The 19,397-nt window shown below is 71.2% G+C and carries 15 protein-coding genes; 6 read left to right on the top strand and 9 right to left on the bottom strand.

Annotated features, from left to right (window positions below; translation table 11 throughout):
- The first annotated feature begins 581 nt into the window (after positions 1–581).
- The 3 genes from O0S08_RS06945 (at position 582) to O0S08_RS06935 (ending at position 4,384) form a co-directional block, all read left to right on the top strand.
- Positions 582–1,511, top strand: coding sequence for a PP2C family protein-serine/threonine phosphatase (locus O0S08_RS06945; RefSeq protein WP_269038227.1), 930 nt, complete (start codon positions 582–584; stop codon positions 1,509–1,511).
- An 839-nt stretch (positions 1,512–2,350) separates the two neighbouring features.
- Complete coding sequence (locus O0S08_RS06940) at positions 2,351–3,859, top strand: hypothetical protein (RefSeq protein WP_269038226.1); 1,509 nt, start codon at positions 2,351–2,353, stop codon at positions 3,857–3,859.
- Between the two features lie 192 nt (positions 3,860–4,051).
- Positions 4,052–4,384, top strand: coding sequence for a hypothetical protein (locus tag O0S08_RS06935; protein ID WP_269038225.1), 333 nt, complete (start codon positions 4,052–4,054; stop codon positions 4,382–4,384).
- 138 nt (positions 4,385–4,522) lie between these two features.
- Here the strand turns inward: O0S08_RS06935 and O0S08_RS06930 are convergent, their stop codons facing one another.
- Together O0S08_RS06930 and pcaD are read right to left on the bottom strand one after the other, a co-directional pair.
- Positions 4,523–6,733, bottom strand: coding sequence for a hypothetical protein (locus O0S08_RS06930; protein ID WP_269038224.1), 2,211 nt, complete (start codon positions 6,731–6,733; stop codon positions 4,523–4,525).
- A gap of 845 nt (positions 6,734–7,578) precedes the next feature.
- Positions 7,579–8,376: a 3-oxoadipate enol-lactonase gene (gene pcaD, locus O0S08_RS06925; protein WP_269038223.1), complete on the bottom strand. Its 798-nt coding sequence runs from the start codon at positions 8,374–8,376 to the stop codon at positions 7,579–7,581.
- A 130-nt stretch (positions 8,377–8,506) separates the two neighbouring features.
- Between pcaD and O0S08_RS06920 the strand changes: the two genes are divergently transcribed.
- Positions 8,507–9,457 carry a LysR family transcriptional regulator gene (locus O0S08_RS06920; RefSeq protein WP_269038222.1) on the top strand — a complete coding sequence of 317 codons (951 nt, stop codon included), beginning with the start codon at positions 8,507–8,509 and terminating at the stop codon, positions 9,455–9,457.
- Positions 9,458–9,739: 282 nt separating this feature from the next.
- Here O0S08_RS06920 and O0S08_RS06915 read toward each other — a convergent pair whose 3' ends face one another.
- The gene (locus O0S08_RS06915; protein ID WP_269038221.1) at positions 9,740–10,081 is read right to left on the bottom strand and encodes a nuclear transport factor 2 family protein; all 342 of its coding nucleotides are present in this window, start codon (positions 10,079–10,081) and stop codon (positions 9,740–9,742) included.
- Between the two features lie 140 nt (positions 10,082–10,221).
- Here O0S08_RS06915 and O0S08_RS06910 point away from each other — a divergent pair, with 140 nt between their 5' ends.
- Positions 10,222–11,079: a helix-turn-helix domain-containing protein gene (locus tag O0S08_RS06910; protein ID WP_269038220.1), complete on the top strand. Its 858-nt coding sequence runs from the start codon at positions 10,222–10,224 to the stop codon at positions 11,077–11,079.
- A gap of 309 nt (positions 11,080–11,388) precedes the next feature.
- Positions 11,389–11,823, top strand: a complete 435-nt coding sequence (locus O0S08_RS06905; RefSeq protein WP_269038219.1) for a hypothetical protein — start codon at positions 11,389–11,391, stop codon at positions 11,821–11,823.
- A 246-nt stretch (positions 11,824–12,069) separates the two neighbouring features.
- Here O0S08_RS06905 and O0S08_RS06900 read toward each other — a convergent pair whose 3' ends face one another.
- The 6 genes from O0S08_RS06900 to O0S08_RS06875 form a co-directional block, all read right to left on the bottom strand.
- Positions 12,070–13,449, bottom strand: coding sequence for a tetratricopeptide repeat protein (locus O0S08_RS06900; RefSeq protein WP_269038218.1), 1,380 nt, complete (start codon positions 13,447–13,449; stop codon positions 12,070–12,072).
- Positions 13,446–14,048 (bottom strand): RNA polymerase sigma factor, encoded by a 603-nt coding sequence (locus O0S08_RS06895; protein ID WP_269038217.1) that lies wholly within the window; start codon positions 14,046–14,048, stop codon positions 13,446–13,448. Before O0S08_RS06895 ends, O0S08_RS06900 begins: the two co-directional genes overlap by 4 nt.
- Positions 14,049–14,513: 465 nt before the next feature.
- A complete protein-coding gene (locus O0S08_RS06890) occupies positions 14,514–15,620 on the bottom strand; it encodes a hypothetical protein (protein WP_269038216.1) in 1,107 nt (368 codons plus the stop codon).
- Between the two features lie 55 nt (positions 15,621–15,675).
- A complete protein-coding gene (locus O0S08_RS06885) occupies positions 15,676–16,083 on the bottom strand; it encodes a hypothetical protein (protein WP_269038215.1) in 408 nt (135 codons plus the stop codon).
- A gap of 62 nt (positions 16,084–16,145) precedes the next feature.
- A complete protein-coding gene (locus O0S08_RS06880) occupies positions 16,146–17,870 on the bottom strand; it encodes a DUF1592 domain-containing protein (RefSeq protein WP_269038214.1) in 1,725 nt (574 codons plus the stop codon).
- On the bottom strand, positions 17,867–19,237 hold the full coding sequence (locus O0S08_RS06875) for a DUF1552 domain-containing protein (protein WP_269038213.1): 1,371 nt from the start codon (positions 19,235–19,237) through the stop codon (positions 17,867–17,869). Before O0S08_RS06875 ends, O0S08_RS06880 begins: the two co-directional genes overlap by 4 nt.
- Positions 19,238–19,397: the final 160 nt, after the last annotated feature.

The following is a 19,397-nucleotide window of genomic DNA, read 5'->3' as shown; positions in this document are numbered from 1 at the left end:
CGCTTGCGGCGCGTGCCGAGCTCGCTCCAGGCTTCGTCCAGCGCGATCCCAGTGACACAACCGGGCGCCGGTCGACCGCACCGGCTTCATGAGCCGCTTGCTGCCTTACGCGGAACAGAACCCGCCCTCCAAGGAGCACGTCGACTTTCTCGTCGCCGAGGAGGACCTCGTGGCTGTCCACCTGCACCACGCCTGCGCGTCGACAAGCACGCGGCTCTTCCAGGTGACAGGCGGCCAGATCACCGAGCCGTGGGGCGGGGCCCTCGCATGTTCGGGCCGCGCGGCGAACCTTCGGTCGGTCGTACTCACAGGCGCGAATGAAGCCGCCCTGCAAGCCAGGGCGCACAAGGCGGCAAGGCGTCGGCCGAGGCGAGCCGTCCCCTTCGTGACCGTTGAGCCCGCCGTCTCGTCACGCCCAGTTCGCCTCCTGAGGGGCTCACGGAGTGGCCAAGCCAGGGGTCTGCCGCCGACACTTGTGAGCGATAACGCGCCGTGCGATTATGCGCTTGCCAAGCCACCCCGATCCTTGTGAGCGTCTCCGCGCTGTGCGAGGATGCGCGCTCTCGCCAAGCTGGAGCCCCATGAGCCATCGCCGCCGAAAACTCGCGCTCTTTCCCACGGGCGAGGGGCTGCCTCAGGCCGACGATCCGGCTCTTCCAGGGCCGGTGTCCGGCTCTGCGCACTCAGCGCTCCGATGGCCGCAGGCTTCGGCGTTGCTCGGCTCGACCTGGCCCGCCGCGCACACCACGCACTTCGGCATGACCGATCCGGGAAGGCTGCGCGCTCTCAACGAGGATGCCTTCCTGGCGGATGGTCGGCTCGGCCTGTTCATCGTGGCTGACGGCGTGGGTGGAAGGCCCTTTGGGGGCCTCGCTGCTGGCGAGGCCGTGTCCGTGCTCTGGGAGCGGATCTGGCGTGAGACCCCGGCGATAGGCGCCTTGATGTCCGGCCAAGGCTCGGACTGGGTGGGTAGCGAGGCTGTCGTGCAGATCGGAGGGGTCGTTCGCACGGCGATGCAGGACGCTTCTCAAAAGCTCCGCGCGATGGCGAAGGTGGATGGTCGTTATGCAGGGATGTGTACGACGGCCTCGGTCGTCCTCGTCGCCGGCGAGGTCGCGGTGGTGGGACAGGTCGGGGACTCGAGGGTGTATCACGCGCGCGGCGCAGAGGTCCGACAGGTTACTGAAGACCACACCCTGCTCAACCTGCAGGTCAAGCAAGGACTCATGATTCCGGAGCAGGCGCGCGGCCGAAGATCGCCAATCACCCGAGCGCTCGGCCTGGCCGACGAATTGGAAGTCGACATTTACGCCGTGCCCATCGCGCGAGGAGACCGGCTGCTGCTGTGCTCCGATGGCCTGCACGAATACTTCGATCGCGAGAAGGTCCTGCGGCACCTGTTCCAGCTCGACATCCGAGCCGCCGCTCCCGCCGCCGTTCGACACGCCCGGCGGCGCGGTGGGCGGGACAACATCACGGCGCTCTTCGTGGAGATCCTCGGGCCGGGTTAGCTGGCGCTGCGGCGCCGAGCCCTGCAGCGGCCTGATCGCGTATGTTGAACTCGCAATAGAGGCGCTTCACGCGGCTGAAGCCGTCGCGGAGCGTGGAGCTCGGACGGCGATGATCGTCACCGGCTCTCCACAGACCACGGGCTCGTGGGGCGCGGCGTGGTTGTCGTTGGGCTTACTCGATCCATCAGATCGCGGATGCGCGCAGTCGCACAATCGAGAAGCGCGTGCAATGGGGCCCAGGGATCCCGTTCTCGATGGGCGTTGAAATGATGGCGGGTCCATCTTACAAAAAGACCAACCTCAGCCGAGGCTGGCTCGCCTGAGCGGCGCTTCAGCCGGATGTCGCGGTTTGATATGGTCTCGTCGGCTACGAGGCGCCGATGGACACGGACCTACAGGGAGCGCACGATGAGGACGAACTCGTCGCGGACGGGCACGACGTCGAAGAGGTCGACGACAGCGACTCGACGGCTTCGCCCCGGAAGGGCCCTTCGAGTTCTCTCTGCCCTCTTTCCGAGTGACCGCCAAGCACCCGTACAGGAGCACCAATCGCACCACGCTCTCGCGTGCGACGGCGTGCGCATCAACACGGAAGAGCGTGCGATCACCCTGTTCTGGCGCACTGCGGCGCCGCTCGAGCAGGGCCTCCGGCGGCTGCTCCGGACCACGATACGACTGCTCGCACACCTCGCCCGGCCGCGGAGTGTTCGCCCGGAGCCGGATGGGTGGCGGTGCGCCCTCAGGAGCCCCGCCTCGCTGCGTCCACAGTGCAAATCACTCACGCACGCCGAGCGAGAGCAGGTGCGGAGCCCGCCGGCATGGCGTAAGAAGAGGTCGCCATGTCGACCTTCGCTGCGCTGTCCCGCGTCGTCCCGTTCACTCTGCTCGTCGCCGCGGCTTGCGGGCCCACCGAGCCCGGCGGTACCGGGGCGACGACGAGCGCCGGCGACACGCCGGCGACGTCGAGCGAGACCAGCGGCGAACCGGCGGAGAGCACCTCGACGAGCACGGGCGACGTCACGACGGGCGAAGTCACGACGGGTGAACCGACCACCGGTCCCGCGAGCACGAGCACGACCGGCACCACGAGCACGACCGACACCACGAGCACCACGAACACCACCGGCGATCCCGAGGCGCCGCTGCAGTGCCCCGAGGCCATCGACCAGGCGATCCTGGCCTGCATCGCCGATCTGCAGAGCGACCCCGAGCTCCCCGCGGGCAACTTCCTCCTCGACCTGCTGTTCATGTGCAGCGACGCCGAGCCGGTCGCCGACGACTACGACGCGCACTGCGCGAGCGCTCCCGACGACCCGATCTGCGGCCTCGAGTATCCGCAGTTCGTCGAGACCGTGCTCCCGGCGTGCATCGCTCGCGCGCAGACGATCTTGTTCGCCGACGTGTGCCTGTTGCCGGGGTCGTACGACGAGCTGTTGTTCGCGCCGGCGGTCGTGCTGATGGATCGGCGGCTCGTGACCAGCGCCGCCGAGCTCGATGCGACCGAGCAGGAGCAGCTCTTGCGGGCGAGCGCGGAGATCGGGGTCGCCAGCGCGACCGTCGAGGAGGCGCTGAGCGCCACCGACGAGGGCGGGGTCGAGCAGCTCACCGTCCTCGATGTCGGCACCGATCGCGTGCTCGTGCTGTATTCGGCGCACTACGACGGTGTACGCCACGGCCGCATGTTCTTCTGGCAGACCTTCACGATCGCCGGCGCGATCGAGGCCGACCTGTTCACCCGCTGCGGGGTGGAGCAGACGATCGAGGGTCGGCCCTGCGAGGACGCGCTCGCGTGCGGCGACGAGCACACGTGCTTCGACGTGCTCGAGGGCGAGGGCGGCGTCGTGCTCGCGGCGGGCACCTGCGTGTCGGAGGTTGCGATCCCGGGCGACGGTGCCGCTTGCAGCGCGCACGCCGATTGTGGGCCCAGCAGCGGCCTGCTCTGCCTCGACCGGCTCGAGGGCGACGGCGACGGCGTATGCCGACCGGGCTGGATGCGTCGCAGCTTCGCCGGTCCTGCCGGTGATTCGCAGCTCGTCGCCGACGGCACGCTGCTGCTCCCGATCCTCGCCTCCGGCATCGCTACCGTCCCGACCGCCGCGTATCTCGACGTGCAGATCGTCCAGGACGCGGCCAACAGCGTCGCCGTTCACCTCGTCAATCCGTTCGGGACCAGCACGCCCGTCACCATCTCGGAGGGGCCGGTGATCGATCTGCAGCTGTTCGAGGTCGGCGTGCCGACCGACGAGAGCGCCGGCGGTACCTGGCACCTCGCCGTCGAGGACCTCGGAGGCGCCGCGAGCGGCGTCGTCACGCGGCTGGTCTTGACCCTCGACACCCGCTTCGACTGATTCGGATGACGCGCAGTCCCATCAGCCATGCGCCGGCCCCGTGCACGACGGACAACAACCGTCCCGCGGCGCGGCCCAACGGTACCTGGCTAGCGAGCAGGCTCGCGCGCTGACGGTAGCGACGGCGCCTCCCATTCACCGGCGCCAAATCTCATGCTACGGTCAAACCTGCCTCGTCACCAGGAGCTTCCCATGCCGCGCCTCTATGCCCTTTTCCTCGCCCTTCCGCTGCTCGGTTGCGGAGGCCCGGACACGAAGGACGACCCACCGGAGAAAGACAGCGAAGAAGGCGCGGACGAGGAGCCGGACGACGAAGAGGAGCTCACGACCGCCAGCGCCTGCACAGCGACCTGCCTGAATGCCGGATTCTCCGGCGGTGATGCGAAAGAGTACGCCCTGGAGGTCTACTGCTACTGCTCGGGCAGTGGCAGCCTCGGAGAGGCCGCATGCAGCGCCATGTGCAAGTCCCTCGGCTGGGCGGACTCCAACGCCTTCGATGGAGATGCGTGCAATTGCTATAACTGACCAAGCGCTCTCCAGCGGCCGCCCGTGGTCGTGAAATAGGCCCAGAAGTTCGGGTCGCTCGAAACCAAAGCTGCGAGCCGACCCGGGGCCGGGGCCCCGCGGTCGGCGGGGTCCTCCGGGGCGAATGGCCGTCGGGCGCTACCCTTGCTGGACGAAGGAGCGCGGCGCGATGCCCCAGCGTGGGTCTCCGGCCAGCGCCGCGCGGCAGGTGGGGAAGTTGGTGGCTTGAGCGATCCGCGCGAACGCAGCCTCCGCGCCCTCGATCTGCCGATTCACGCACAGAGCGAGCGCGCACATCGCATATTCGAAGTAGTCGCCGCCGAACGCCTCCTTCACCGGCATGCCCTCGAAGCCGAGGTCGTCCCAGTTCGTGGCGTGAATGTAGCCGTCGTCCAGGTCGGGGCCGTTGGGGCGGCCGGCGAAGCGCTCGAAGGCGATCCCCCAATTCGCGTCGAAGGACGTCTGTTGCTGATTCTCGGGCCAGGAGAGCTCGCTGAGCGTCGGCGAATAGGCCTGGTAGGCCCAGTGCCAGCCCTCGGGGTTCGTGCCGTCCGACATGCGCCGGACGAGGCCCGAGCCGCACCACTGCATGAACGCGTCCGCGGCGGCCTCGTGGGTCGCTTCGACGACCTTCAGGTCGAGCACCCACGCGACCGAGCCGACGATGTAGTCGCTCATCCAGGTCCGCTCTCCGCCGATATCGCCCCAGTACATCTGATCCGGCTCGATGATGATGCCGAGGGCGTTCGTGTGATAGTCGCGCATCCACGCGAGCGACGCGCCCACTGCGCTGGCGTACCCGAGGCGCTCTGGGTCGTCGTCGGGCGTGATCGCGGCGGCCATGCCACAATTGCGGAGCTGCCAGGCGGTCCCGCGCGGCTGGATGCTGCGCACCATGAGGCCCGCGGCTCCCCCGCGCGACATGACGTCCGAGCTGAAGTGGACCCACTTCACGAAGTACTGCAATTCCTCGAGGTGCCACCAATCCCCGGAGACCAGATAGGCGACGTAGCCGGGCAACCATCCGTGCGAGATGTCCCAATCCGTGCCGTACTGGCCGGCGAAGTAGGCGCGCCCGCCGTACATGTCTCCGCTCGACTGGGGCAGCTTGAGGTCGGGGTACGCTGCGAACGTCGGCGGGGAGTTCGTCGACGCGTCACGAATGTGCACGCTCCACGCCCCTGCGGCGAACGAGTTGACCAGCACCGATTGCAACGCCCGCGGCGCGGCCGAGACGACGTACGTGGCGTCCCACAGCGGGAGCCAGCCGATCGACGCGCTGTCGCCTCCGCTGCCGAGGGCGTCGCCCGGCAGGTTGTGCTGCGCGAAGGGGACGTACTTGTCCGCGAGCTTGTCGAGGAGCTCCTGGCTGGTCGACTCCGCGAGGAAGGCGGGGACCGCCCCGCTCTGCTGCAGGTACGCGGCGTCGTGCGCGACGACGATCTGCGGATCGGCGTCGAGCCACAGCTTGCCGCTGTGCCCCGCGGTGCAGACGATGCGCGTGTGGTGTTTGATGTCGAGCTCGCTCGTCGAGTCGTAGAGCGTGTGGCCCTTCGAGGTCACGACGACGCGAGCGAGCTTGTTGGTGGCGCCGGCGTAGTCGAGCCAGCCGTTCTCGACGCTGACCAATGCCTCGACCGCGCCGCCCTTGTAGAGGCGGACGAAACACCAGACGACCAGCTGCTCGTCGACGTCGAGGCGATAGCGCCACTCCGACGCGACCGGGCCGGCGAGGAGCTGCTGGACGGGGCTGCCGAGCGCGGACGCCAGCGAGACGGTGCCGAGCATGCCGACCTGGACTGCGAGGTCCGGCGCCGCCGCGACGAGCTCCGCCTCGGTGATCGCCGGCGCCGGATCGGCCGCCTCGGCGACGCGCGAGAGCTGCACGCTCCGCGGCGTCCCTGCGGTGAAGTCGCAGCGCCCCGAGAGGACGGCGAACTTCACCGAGCCGTCCGGCCAGCGATTGCGAACCACGGCCTGGAACTCGTCGACGTCCGCCACGACCCGGGTCCCCGACGGGACATCTCCCTCGGCGAAGAAGTGACCGATCGTCCACGGCAGCAGCTCGCCGGAGGTGCCCGCGGTCAGAGTCACCGTGATGATGTCCTTGGGCATCAGGTCGGGACCGCCGGTAGTTCCCGTGGTCGGCTCATCGCCGGTGGAATCGGACTCTCCGCCGGTCCCGTCCGTCGGGGCACCGCCGGAGGTGCCGGAAGGTTCGCCCTGCCCGGTCGTCCCGTCGCTGTCGGTGGAGCCGGAGCCCCCTGTGGCATCGCCGCACGCGCCGAGGCCCCAGGCCCCGAACAGCGCGAGAGTGGACTCAAGAAAAGTTCGTCGATCGATCGTCATGGTCAATTTCTTTCCGCGAATGAGACGTAAATCGAGGGCCCGCATCGCTCAGAGCGGCGTGGTGGTGATGTCGCATCGCCGCTGGTGCTCGCCGTCGTGTCGCCGTCCTGACCGCCGCACGCGACGCCGAGGAGGCAGGTCGCGACGAGGAGGGTGAGCCGCGGACCGAAGAAGTTGCCAGGGCGCTCGTTCGCGCCGGCGGCCGCGCTCGCGTTCGACCCTGCGGGTCGCGGGCGCCCTCGCGTCGACTGCCCGTCGCATCGAGGGGTGCGCGCGTCCATGCGGGTCTTCGGGACGGGTCGTGTCGCGCCGCTCTCGGCGAGCACGAGGTCGAGACTCGCCAGGACGGTCGCTTCGCCGGCCGCGTCCTGGCCGCAGAACGGGCAGGTCGACGCGGCGCTCGGCGAGTGACGATGGCAACGAAAGCAAGGCTTCATGGCGGGGCACGCTAAGGGAGCCGGCGTCGGGCCGTCAAGTCGGCGAACTGTCGAGAATGAGCATTCACGGCACTCCGATCAATCGGGGGTCGCAGTCGACACGGGGCAAGAATGCGCCCAGGGTCGTCCCCTGTCTCATTGGCGAGACACCGGGGCGATTCCCGTGATCGTCGACGACGTCTCGCCGTGCGGTCATCCCCAGGCGTGCGCCTGCCCTGCACGCGCCGACTGCAGCTCGCATAGCATCGAGGGCGCCCCGATCCCGCGTCGAGGGACGCGTGGATCGACGTGGTCAGAGTCTGCCGCGACGACGCGAATGCTCGCATCGCCGCGGCTCGTCGGCGAACTCCCGCGCTGCGACGTCCATCTCGTCGAGCGCATCGAGCAGCACCGCGGCCGGGCGCGACGTCATGCCTCTGCGAGGAAATCGAGCACCATCGCGGCGAACGTCTGCGGGTGCTCGATGTTGGACAGATGCACCGCCGGCAGCACGACCAGCCGCGCGCCGGGCACCGTCGCGGCGATCTGCTCGCCGTGCGCCAGCGAGGTCACTGTGTCGTCGCGGCCGGCGATCACCAGGGTGGGCGCCTGGATCAGCGCGATGGTGCGGCGCAGGTCGGTGTCGCGCACCGCCGCCCAGGCGCCCGCCAGGCCGCGGCGATCGGTGGCCAGCAGCATCGCCCGGAACGCGTCGACGACTGGACCGCCGGCCTGCAGCATCGCCGGCGGGAACCAGTTGGCGAGGAAGATCTCGGCGGTGTCCTTCATGTCCGGCGCCTGCAGGACGGCGGCGATGCGCTCGTCCCACTGCCGCGCCGGGCCGAGATGGGCAGCGGTGTTGCTCAGCACGAGCTTGCCGAGCCGCTCGGGGGCGTGCACGCCGAGCCACTGGCCGATCAGGCCGCCCAGCGACAGGCCGAGGAGATGCGCGCGCTCGATGCCCAGCGCGTCCAGCAGCTCGAGCACGTCGCGGCCGAGGCGGTCGAGCGAGTAGGCGCCGACTGGCACTGCGGACGCGCCGTGACCGCGGGTGTCGTGGCGCAGCACGCGAAAGCGGCGAGTGAGCGGCGAGATCTGTCCGTCCCACATCGCCATCGTGGTGCCGATCGAGTTGGACAGCGCCAGCACCGGCGCATCGGCCGGACCGTCCAGGCGGTAGGCGATGCGGGTGCCGTCGCCGGCGGTGAAGAAGGAGACGTCGTTCATGGCATGGGTCCTGTTCGAATGCGTGGGCGGGAGCTCTGTCCCCGCACGGGAGTGCCGTGGGATCACGCTAGTCGCGGCCCGACTTGGAAAAAATTACAAAGTTCGCACAATCTCTGTAAGTTTCTCCGACATGACTGGATTCACCCTGCACGACCTCCAGTGCTTCGACACGGTGGTGAGCGCCGGCGGCTTCCAGGCCGCGGCGGCGCGGCTGCACCGCTCGCATCCTGCCGTGTTCGCCGCGGTCGCCAAGCTGGAGCAGCAGCTCGGCCTGCGCCTGCTCGACCGCAGCGGCTACCGGGTCGCGCTCACCGAGGCCGGCCGCTCGTTCCACCGCCGCGCGCAGACGCTGCTGCGCGAGCTGGACGGCCTGCGTCGGCACGCGGCGCAACTGGCGATGGGCGAGGAGAGCGAGCTGCGGGTGGTGGTCGGCGACCTGTGCCCGTTGCCGGCGACTCTGGGCCTGCTCGGCCGCTTCTTCGCCCAGTGGCCGGCGACGCGGCTGCACCTGCACTTCGAGGCGGTCTCCGGCCCCCGCGAACGCCTGCTCGACGGCGAGGCCGACGTGATCCTGCATCCGGTCGACAAGACCGACCCGCGGCTGGAATGGGTCGATCTGTGCAAGGTGCCGCTGGTGCCGGTGGCAGCGCCGGGTTTCTTGCCGGTCCCGAACGCGCGCGCGCTGCGTCCGGAGCAGCTGCGGGAGTTCACCCAGTGCGTGCTCCGGGACACTGCCCGGCACTCGCCGCCGCGCGACCACTTTTTGATCGAGGGCGCGCCGCAATGCACCGTGTCCGACCACGCGATGAAGAAGGAGATCGTGCTGCAGGGGCTGGGCTGGGGCCACCTGCCGCGATTCCTGGTCGAGCGCGAGCTGGCCGACGGCCGGCTGCTGTGTCTGTCCGGCCAGCACTTTCCGGGCCTGGTCGAGGACCTGGTGGCCGCGCGCTGCAGCGACCGCCCGCACGGGCCGGTGGCGACGCGGCTATGGCAATACTTGCAGGAGCAGGCGCCGCAGTTCCGCGCGGCCACCAGGAAGGCACCGGGCGCGCGCAAGCGGCGGGGGGCTCCTTCTCGCTGATCGAAGCTCGTGCGCGGCGCCCGGATCGTCGCACCCCGAACTGCCCGCTGCGCGCGTTGGCCCAGGCGATTCGTCGTCGAGATTGCGAATACCACGCCCCGCGAATCATGGCACCGGCGTGGGTCTCCACCCGGGGCCGGCCGCGCGGCATCACGCCGGGTCGGCCGGGCCGCGGAAGTCTCCGAATCGCCGCCCTTCCCGTCACCGCGGCCGAGCGGCGCGGGCAGAGCCACGAACGCGAGGATCATCGACCTACTCGATTTGTCCCACGACGCGAGGCGCCTAAAACATCCCGTTGGGAATTTCCCCGGCGGCGGGGACCGGCTGCACCACGTCCCAGTGTTCGACGATCAGGTCGCCCTCCAGCCGCCAGATGTCGACGACGGCGTCGCCGCGTCCGCCTTCGGGCGGGATCATGTGGTAGTGCACGACCACGTACTCCTCGTCGGCGATGACTCGCTTGAGGTCCAGGCGCGAGCCGGCGACGGGCGCGGCGGCGATGAACTCGATGAAGGCGGCCTTGCCCGAGGGGTTGCCGGGGCTGTGCTCGACGAAGTCTTCGCCCAGCACGATGTCCAGGATCTTCAGGTTGCCCCTGGCGAACTCGGCGAAGGCGTGTTGCACGATCTGCCTGTTGCGGGTGGCCCTGTCGGGCGCTGTGTCGGTCGTCGCTGTCATGCCCACGACCGTGGCGACATGCCGCGGTCCTGTCGATTACCTGCGAGGTCATGGCGAGGCGGTCGCGCGGGCGGTAGAATCGCGCGATGCACGACCGGCACGTCGGTGAGCTGCTGCGCGAGTGGCGGCGCCGCTGCAAGCTCAGCCAGCTGGACCTGGCGCTTCAGGTGGACATCTCGGCCCGGCACCTGAGCTTCGTCGAGACCGGCCGCTCGCTCCCGAGTCGCACGATGCTGCTGCGGCTCGCCGACCACCTGCGCGTGCCGCTCCGCGAGCGCAACCGCCTGCTGGTCGCGGCAGGGTACGCGCCGACGTTTCGCCAGCGGCCGCTCGAGGCGCCGGACCTCGCGGCGGCCAGGGAGGCCATCCGTCAGGTCCTGCGCGGGCACGAGCCCTATCCGGCGCTGGCGCTCGACAGCCGCTGGAACCTCGTGCTCGCCAACGACGCGGTCGAGGTCTTTCTCGAGGGGGTCGAGCCGGCGCTGCTGCAGCCTCCCGTCAACATGATGCGGCTCGGCCTCCACCCCGGCGGCTTCGCGTCGCGCGTCGAGAACCTCGCCCAGGTGCGGGCATTCCTGTTGCCGCGGCTCGCCAGGCAGGCGCTGCAGACCGGCAGCGCCGAGCTGAGCGCTCTCCACGAGGAGCTGGTCGCCTACGGCCCGCCGGGCGAGCTCCCGCCGCCCGATCTCGCGGAGGTGATGTTGCCGATCCGTCTCCGTCACCGCGGGGCAGTGCTGTGCTTTTTCAATACTGTGACGACATTCGGCGCGCCGTTCGACATCACTCTCGAGGAGATCGTGATCGAGGCCTACTTCCCCGGCGACGCGCGCACCGCGGAGCATCTCCGCGGCCTCGCGGCAGGCGTCGTGAACACAGAGTCACCCGGGGTTTGTCCTCGTTGTGGCGGGACGGCCGGAGCGACCTCGCCGCGTCCGGCAGGGTGATCGCGGGCGCGTGCCGAGCCCTCGGGACGAGAGAAGCGCCGCCCATGATTGTTTTCGCTCGGCCACGTTCGAGGGCCGGTCTTCGCCGAATTTTGTATCCTGCCGGTCATGAGACTCGGAGCATTCTTCGCCTTCACGGTGCTCGCTTGCGACGCTCCGGCGCCGACTTCACCGCCATCCGCTCCGACCGCGCCGACTCCCGCTCCGACCGCGCCGCCTCCCGCTCCGACCGCGGCTCCCACTCCGGCGCCGGCTCCGGCCGGCGAGCCCGCGCCGTCGAGCGCAGCGCCCGAGCCTGCGAAGACGAAGGTGGTGTTGATCGAGCCGTGGGCGCTGGAGGTCACCCTCCCGGACGGAGCGGCTCACGTCTTCGATCCCGCCAACAAATGGTTTCACACCGAGTTGGCCTGGGAGCAATCCGCCTATTTGAAGAAAATCAAGGCCGCGCCGCCCAGGACGGTGGCCCAGATGGCGAAGCAATGGAAGCAGGGGAATGAGCTGCAGGTCCTCGAGGAGAAGCGTTGGCCCGACGGCTCGCTGTCCTGTGCGTTCACCTTCGAGGGGATGGTCGCTACCGAAACTGACAAGGCCATGCTGCAGACCGTCACTCATCTGTACGTGAGCAAGCCGCTCGACGCCAGGAGCTACATCGAGTGCAGCGTCCGGATGGAGTTCAGGGCCAGCGAGGCGGTCATCGCCGCCAATCGAGACATGTGCATGTCCCTGCGGCCGGCGGGCAAGTGAGCGTCGGAGCGGGGTGATCGAGGCGCTCGCAGGGTAGAACGTCGACGAGGCGCTCTGATATTGCTGGTACTCGTTGTCGGGGCCGACGAGCGGCGTGGCGGGCCCGCCGCGTCGGCGGGGACGGTGACCTCGGTGTCCGCGCCTCCGATCTTCGTCGATCGCGGCGGCCTGAGCACCCAGTCGCTGGCACTTTACGCGGCGATCGCCCTCACCTCATTCTCGAGGACGAGTTCGCCGCCCGCCGGCTCAGCCTGGACCGAGCCGCTGGCGGACATCGTCGGCGTAGCGGCTGCGAGGGAAGCGGCGCAGGAACTCGGCGCCGGCCCGGGCGGCGTCCTGGTCGCGGCCCAGGCGGTGGAGCGCCTCGACGCGCCCGTGGAGGGCCTCCTCCGCGAGGGCGCCCTGCGGGGCGTCGCGGAGGTAGGCGTCGAAGGCGGAGAGAGCGCTGCGCGGATCGCCGAGCGGGCCGAGAGAGAGCTGACCGAGAGTGACCTGGGCGGTGCGGGCGAGCGAGGTGTCGCCGTGCTCGCGCAACAGGCGGCGGTAGAGGCGGGCGGCCGCCCGGTACTTGCCTGCCCCGCGGAGGGCGTGCGCCTCGTCGATGAGCTGCCCGGGGTCGCTCGCGGGGCGCGGCTTCGCGGAGGCGCCCCGCTCCGCCCGGCCGCCGTCGGCGGGGACGGCCTGCTCGCGGGGCTCGGCCGTCTCGCCCTCTGCGAGCGGGCGCTCGACGCCGCCCTCGCGCAGGCGGTGAGCGCCGCGCAGGGCGGTGATTCGCCAGCGCTGGGGCTCCGCGACGATCAGGAGGGCGCCCGGCTCGTCGCTGACGATCGCCACGCCTGCCACCTCGATCCAGACGATGCCGACGCCCACCGGCGCGACCTCGACGTGCACCCGGCCGCGCTCGACGGCGAGGACCGCCCCGCGCACGCGCAGCTCGGCCTCGCCCTCGGCGCAGGCAGTGAGCAGCTCGGCGGCGCCGACGCAACCGGCGTCGTCGAGTCGGAGCGGGCCGTCGGCGAGGGGCTGGTGGAGCGCGAGCGGAGCCTGCCCGGCGGAGCCGCCGCCGCGGAGCAGGCGCAGCGGGGCGGGGATGTCCTTCGGGACAGGAGCATCCACGGAGGGATCGTCCGCCGAGCGCGCGACGAGGCTGTCCTGCGGGTCATGTGCCGATTCGTCGCGGATGTCCTTCGGGTCATGTCCTGCTTCGGCGGCGGCGAGCGGCGACGAGATGTCCTTTTGAACATGTCCGAAGGGTCGAATGATCAGGAGCCAGGCGGCCGCCGCGGCGAAGGCGACGCCGAGGCCGATGACGAGGGCCGAGCGCCGGCCGGGGCGCGGGGCGCCGGTCACGGCGGGCCGGCCGGCGAGGAAGCGGTCGACCGCGGCGGCGACGAGCGCGTCGTCAGCGGGTTCGGTCGCCTCCGGTTCGCCGCGGCGGAGGGCGTCGAGCAGCTCGCGCTCGCGCCGGGTCGCCGGGCCGTCGCCGCGGTGCGCCGCGAGGAAGGCGGCGTCGTCGGCCGAGACCGGGTCGCCGCCGAGGGACGCGTCGACGAGCCGACGCCAGCGTCGGTCCTCGGGGGTGTCGTCGATTGCTTCGGGGTCGTGGTGCATCGGAGGCTCCGTCACGGGGCCGGACGGCCGAGGTTGAGGTCGCGGCGGATCAGCTTGCGGAGGGTGGCTTCGGCCTTGAGGATCCGCGACTTCACGGTCGGCACCGGCGCCGCGGTCAGCTCGGCGATCTCGGGCAAGGTGTGGTCGAGCGCGTGGCGGAGGACGAGGGCGATCCGCTGCGGCTCGGGGAGGAGCGCGAGGTAGTCGGTGACTGCGCGCGGGATGTGCTCGCGGAGGTCGTCACCGAGGTCGGGGGGCTCGCTGCCGAGGTCGTCCTCGTCCTGCGAGACGAGGGAGAGCCGGCGCCCGCGACGAAGCCAGCGGAGGGTGACGCGGACGGTGATCCGGCGGGCCCAGGCCTCGAGCGGGCCCTGGCCGGCGTAGGTGCGCGCCGACTCGAGCAGCTCGATGAGGGCGGACTGCGAGACGTCGTCGGCGTCGGTGCCGGAGCCGAGCAGCGCCCGCGTCACCCGGCGCGCGACCGGCAGGAGACGGCGGGCGAAGGCGGTCGCGGCCTGGCGGTCGCCGGCAGCGGTGGCCCGCGCGAGCGCGCGAGCTTCGGCGTGGTCCGCAGCGCCGTCGGGCGGGTCGTCCGCGGCGACGGCCACGAGCACGGATGCGGGGGCCTTGGCGAGCAATCGCCGGTAGGGTGGCCCGGCGGCGGGGCGGCGGATGAAAAAATATGCCGGCGCCCGGGCGGCGAGCGGGCCCTTCGAGCCCCCTGCTTCGCTCGCGGTCGGGCGCGCGCGCTGGGGCTGACGGTCGGCGCGCGGACGGTCGTGCCCACGGACGCGCCGCGGCGCCCTGGCGGACCCTGGCGAGGCCCAGGCCGGCGGTGGCGCCGACGGTCGGCGCGCGGACCAGCGGGGTCGTGCCCACGGACGCGCCGCGACGCCCTGGCGGACCCTGGCGAGGCCGGGCCGGCGGCGGCATCGACGGTCGGCGCGCGGACGGGCGAGGTCGTGCCCACGGACGCGCCGCGACGCCCTGGCGGACCCTGGCGAGGCCCGGGCCGGCGGTGGCATCGACGGTCGGCGCGCGGACGGGCGAGGTCGTGCCCACGGACGCGCCGCGGCGCCCTAGCGGACCCAGGCGAGGCCCAGGCCGGCGGTGGCGCCGACGGTCGGCGCGCGGACCAGCGGGGTCGTGCCCACGGGCGTGCGCGCGACGAGGTCGAAGTTGCGGAGCCAAATGTCGAGGCCGGCCGCGAGGACGAGGGCGAAGCCGCGCCCGAGCTCGAGGCCGAGGCCGACGGTCGGCGCGACGCCGACCCGCAGCCCCGCGCCCCCGCGCGCCTGCGAGCCCGCGCTCGGCCGCCAGACGAGCGCCTCGCCGCGCCCGACCACGGCCGGCTCGACGAAGACGCGGCGGCGGGCGCCGAGCGGGACGCGGTAGCCGAGCCGCACGGTGAAGGCGGCGCGGCCGAGCCGCAGGCGAGCGTCGTCGAAGGTCTGCTGGCCGAGCGCCGGCGTGAGCACGGAATGGAGGAGGCCCGCGCCGCCCACGGCGACGACCAGACCGTTGCGAGCGAGGAAGCCGAGCTCGAGGCCGAGACCGCTGGCCCACGGGAGCCGGGCGGCGTAGCTCGAACCGACGTAACCCAGGCCGAGCAAGAGGCGCAGGCGCGGCGCCGGCGGCGGATTCGGCGGGATGGCGTGACGCGGCTCTGCCGGGGCCGGGGGCGGCGGCGGCGGCGGCGGCTCGGCCACCGGCACTGCGACGACCTCCATGTCTGCAGGCGCCTCGCTCGCCGCGAGCGAGGCGACCAGGCCGCGGATCACCACGCCGAGGATCTCCCGCGTCTCGAGCGGATCGTCGGGCGTGTCGAGGTGCCGCGTGTAGAGCCGCTCGGGCGCGCCGAGGAGGAGATACACGGCGCTCCCCTGCCCGGCAGTGGCCTCGACCCAGACGACCGCGCCGGCCCCCTCCGCGAGGCGCTCGCGGGCCCACCCGAGCTGCTCCGCGAGCGCGGCGGCAGGTCGGACCTCGACCGCCGGGCCGACGCCGAGATCGGCGAGGTGGCCGCGCAGGGCCTGGACGACGCCGACAGCGTCGATGCGGCCGCCCTCGATCACGCCGACGACGATCCGCCGGGGCTCGGTGGCGGGCGCGGTCGCCTCGGCGGGCGGGCTCACGGGCGACGGTTCGCCGACGACGAGCGCGAGGGCCAGAGGGATGGCGACCACAGGCGCCGGATTTATATCCCGGCCCGAGAGCGCCGACCAGCCGGGGCGTCGCGGGTCAGCACTCCAGGCAGGTGCCCACCACCGCGGTGCCCTGCGGATCGAGCTCGATGTTGTTGGAGGCGGCGATCCCCCGCCACTCGAAGAGGCCGCCGCCGAGGTCGGCGGCGGTGTGATTCCAGCGGTCGACGACCGCGGCGTCGGTGGCGAGGTGAACCCACCACACCGCCCGCGCCGCGCCGGTGTTGGTGAGCGTGAGCTCGTAGCAGGAGCCGGTCTCCCAGTCGCTGGTGAGCACGCGAGCGACCGTGAGCGCGGCCGAGCTGTCGACGACGACGAGGCCGCAGCGGCCGTCGCCCGGCTCGCCGCCCGCGAGCTCGAGGACCTCGCCCTCGCCGCGGCAGGCGAGCACGAGCGCGACCGCGAGCAGGGCGAACCGAGGGCGACTGCGAGAGCGGGCACGCATGACCTCTTCTAGCGGGCGGACCGCGGGCAGGCAACGGCGAGCGAACGCGCCGCTGCCTCGCCTCACTCGGCGCGGCGGACGAAGTGCTCGCTCGCCGCCAGCTGGACGTAGAACTCGCGCAGGCCGACCTCGCCGTCCTGCAGCGCGGTGCGGGCCTCCTCGGCGAGGCAGTTCTCCTCGACGCCGTAGGCGAAGTTCGCCAGCAGACCGCTGACGCAGTCGGTCGTCTGCGGCAGCGCGGCGAGCTTGCTCGCCATGTCGGTCAAGCCGTCGAAGGTGATCAGCGGCGCGAGCATGGAGTCCACCGCCTGGCCGGTGGCGTCGATCGTCAGGCCGTTCTCGTCGGCGCGGAAGCGGCCCGCCCCGTTGAAGTGCTCGAAGCCGAAGCCGATCGGATCGAAGTATTGATGGCACGACTGGCAGGCAGGATCACCGGCGTGCGCGACCTCGTAGCGCTCGCGGGTGGTCTGCGTGCCGGGCATCGGCGGATCGATCGCCGGGATGTTCATCGGCGGGGGGATGTGCGGGCCGCACAGCAGCCGGTCGTAGACCAGGAGGCCGCGCTTGGTCGGCGACGAGCTGTCGGCGTGGGCCTGCCCCGCCAGCACGGAGCCCTGGGCCAGAAGGCCGATGCCCCAGTCGGCCGGACGCTCGACCACCGCGCTGTCGCCGGCGACCTGACCGAAGCCGTAGAACTGCGAGAGCGCCGCGTCGAGCACGGTGAACGACGCCGTCAGCAAGGCGCGGACGTCGCCGTCTTGCGCGAACACCACCTCGTCGATGAAGCGCCGCGTCTCGTCGATCATGCGCATGCGGAGGTCGTCGAACCCGTCGACGCCGATCTTCACCTTGCTCTCGACCTGCGGATACTTGGCCCACTGGCGGAAGAACAGGTGCAGGACGTCCTCGCCGCGCGAGGTCGAGAGCAGCGCGTCGGCCTCGGCCATGCGCGCCTCCGGAGTGGTGAGCGCGCCCTGCTCGGCCTTCGCCAGCAGCTGCGGGCTCGGCGTGCTGCCGCCGTAGGTGTACGCGAGCGCGGTCGCGACCTCGTACTGCGTCAGGGCGTGGCCGCCGTCCGTCGGCTCGCCGAGCTCGCTGCGGTACACCGCGTGCGGCGACTGGATCAGGCCGACGAGCGTCCACTTGAGCGCGACCGGGAACTCGACCTCGGCGGCGATCGCGGCGAAGTGCGCCTCGTAGCGCGCCCGCTCGTCGGCAGTCAGCGGGCGGCGGAAGAGTCTCTGGCCGTACGTGTCGATGAACTCGGCGGCGCAGGCGGAGTCGGGGCTCTGGGCCGCGCACGGCAGGATCACCGGCAAGACGTCGGGCGCGGTGACTGCGTCGCCGACTTCCTCGGCGGTGGCGAGCCACTCGCCCGCGGTCTGGTCGCCGACGAGCAAGGTCGCGGCGTCGTTGGTGAACCCGTGCTTCGAGGCCGGATCGATGCCGAGCTGCACTCCGGACCAGGTGGCTTCGATCTCGGGGAAGATGTCGCGCAGCGTGTGCTCGAGCTCGACCTGCGTCAGGCGCCGCAGCACCCGCGCGCCGAGCCGCGACTCCTCGCAGCGACCGGCCGGGTTCACGGGCGGCGGCGCGTCGCCGGTGTCGCTCGTGCCGCCGGTCGGTTCGTCCGCGGTGGTGCCGCCGATCGAGGTGCCGCCGGTGGCGGTGTCGGTGGCGTCGACGTCGGTGTCGCTGCCGGCCCCGCCGCCGCTCGGGCATCCTGTCCCAAAGGCCAGGCCGAGCGCGAGGACCCCATGTCGGGAGGAGAGATGGATGCGTGTCATGCCTTGAGCTCCTGGATCGCAGAGACCGACTGACCGCCGATCGTGCCGAGCGGGACGTCCATGGCGTCGGCGAGGGTCGCGAGCATGTCGATGTGGCTGCGCTCGACCTGCACCGCCTGCTGGGTCTTGAGGTAACCACCGCCGCCGCCGATCAAGATCGCCGGCAGGCTCGAGCTCACCGGCTGACCGTCGATCCACACGTCCGAGTGGTCCGAGTTGTGATTGGCGCCGTCGGACACCTCGCTGCACACGTAGACGAGGCTGTTGTCGAGCACCGTGCGGGTCGGGTCCTCGACGTCGAGCGGGTCGGGCTGGTCGAGCACCTTCAAGAATTTCTCGGCGAGGCGCTCGAAGAACCACTTCTGGCACTGCGCGAACTCGGCGCGGCCGGAGCCGTCCCACGAGTGCGAGACCGGGTCGTGGTGCCCCTTGGCGATCCCCGGGCCGCCCTCGAAGCCGAAGTTGAGGCCGGCGTTGACCCACATGTTCTGCAGGGTGATGACCCGCGCCGAGCCGCACATGAAGGCGTAGGCGCTCGCCTCGAGGTGCGCGTCGAGGATCTTGCCGAAGAAGCTCTGGTTGAGCGGGTCGAGCCCGGCGACCGCGTCGACGGCCGGCAGCGCCGGCTTGCTGTCGCAGCTGACCATCGGCGGCGGCGGCCCCTCGCCCGAGGCCTTGGCCTTGAGGTTGCGGACCGCGTCGAGGTGCAGCGCGAGCTTGCTCTCCTCACGGGTCAGGCCGGACACCGCGCTCTGCATCGCCTCGAGCTCGCCCTCGGTGAGCGCCAGCGTGGCGGCGCGGAACTTGTTCTCGTCGACGCCGGGCATCGGCATCGGCGCCGGACCGACGCCCTGGAACAGCTGCGCCGCGGCCTCGACCGGGCTCTCGATCGGCCGCACCCACGAGCCGTGCTTGACGAGGTAACAGTCGCTGTAAAAGCCGGCCCCCTTGTCGTACGGGATCGCGCCGAGCACGTGCGGAGTGACGCCCATGCCCTCGGCGATCAAGCGATCGATCGAGTCGCTGCCCTCGCCCTCGGGGAAGCCGGTCAAGGTCGCGCGGATCGCCACGTGGTTCGAGATCCCGCCGTTCATCGACAGGCCGCGGACGACCGCGACGCGGCTCTTGTACGGGAGGAGCGGGCTCAGCACGTTCGAGCCCTGCAAGAAGGCGTCCCCCTCGCCGTAGGGCTGCAGGTGCTCGGGCGGCATGCCGTGGGGGATGTAGAAGATGAAGAGGCGCTTCGGCCGGTCGCCTGGAGCGGCGACCGCCAGGCGCGACATCTTCGCCGCGAGCGGCGCGGCGATGCCGAGGCCCAGCGCCTTCAAAAAGGTGCGGCGCATCAGTCGTTGCTGCGATCGGTGCATGCGTTCCTCCGCGCGCGCAGGCTGCCCGCGCGCGATGTTCGACCAGGGAGAGTGACAGGAGCAGGAGATCGGGCGGCCGGACGTCGCACGAGCGGCGCCGAAGCAGTCATTCCTTGTGTGACCCAAAATTCATGTCGTTAAGTTCATGTCGTTAAGTTCA

The sequence above is a fragment of the Nannocystis punicea genome (assembly GCF_026965555.1).
In the GTDB taxonomy this organism is placed as follows: Bacteria; Myxococcota_A; Polyangia; order Nannocystales; family Nannocystaceae; genus Nannocystis; species Nannocystis punicea.
This window is presented reverse-complemented; position numbering and strand designations above follow the sequence as displayed.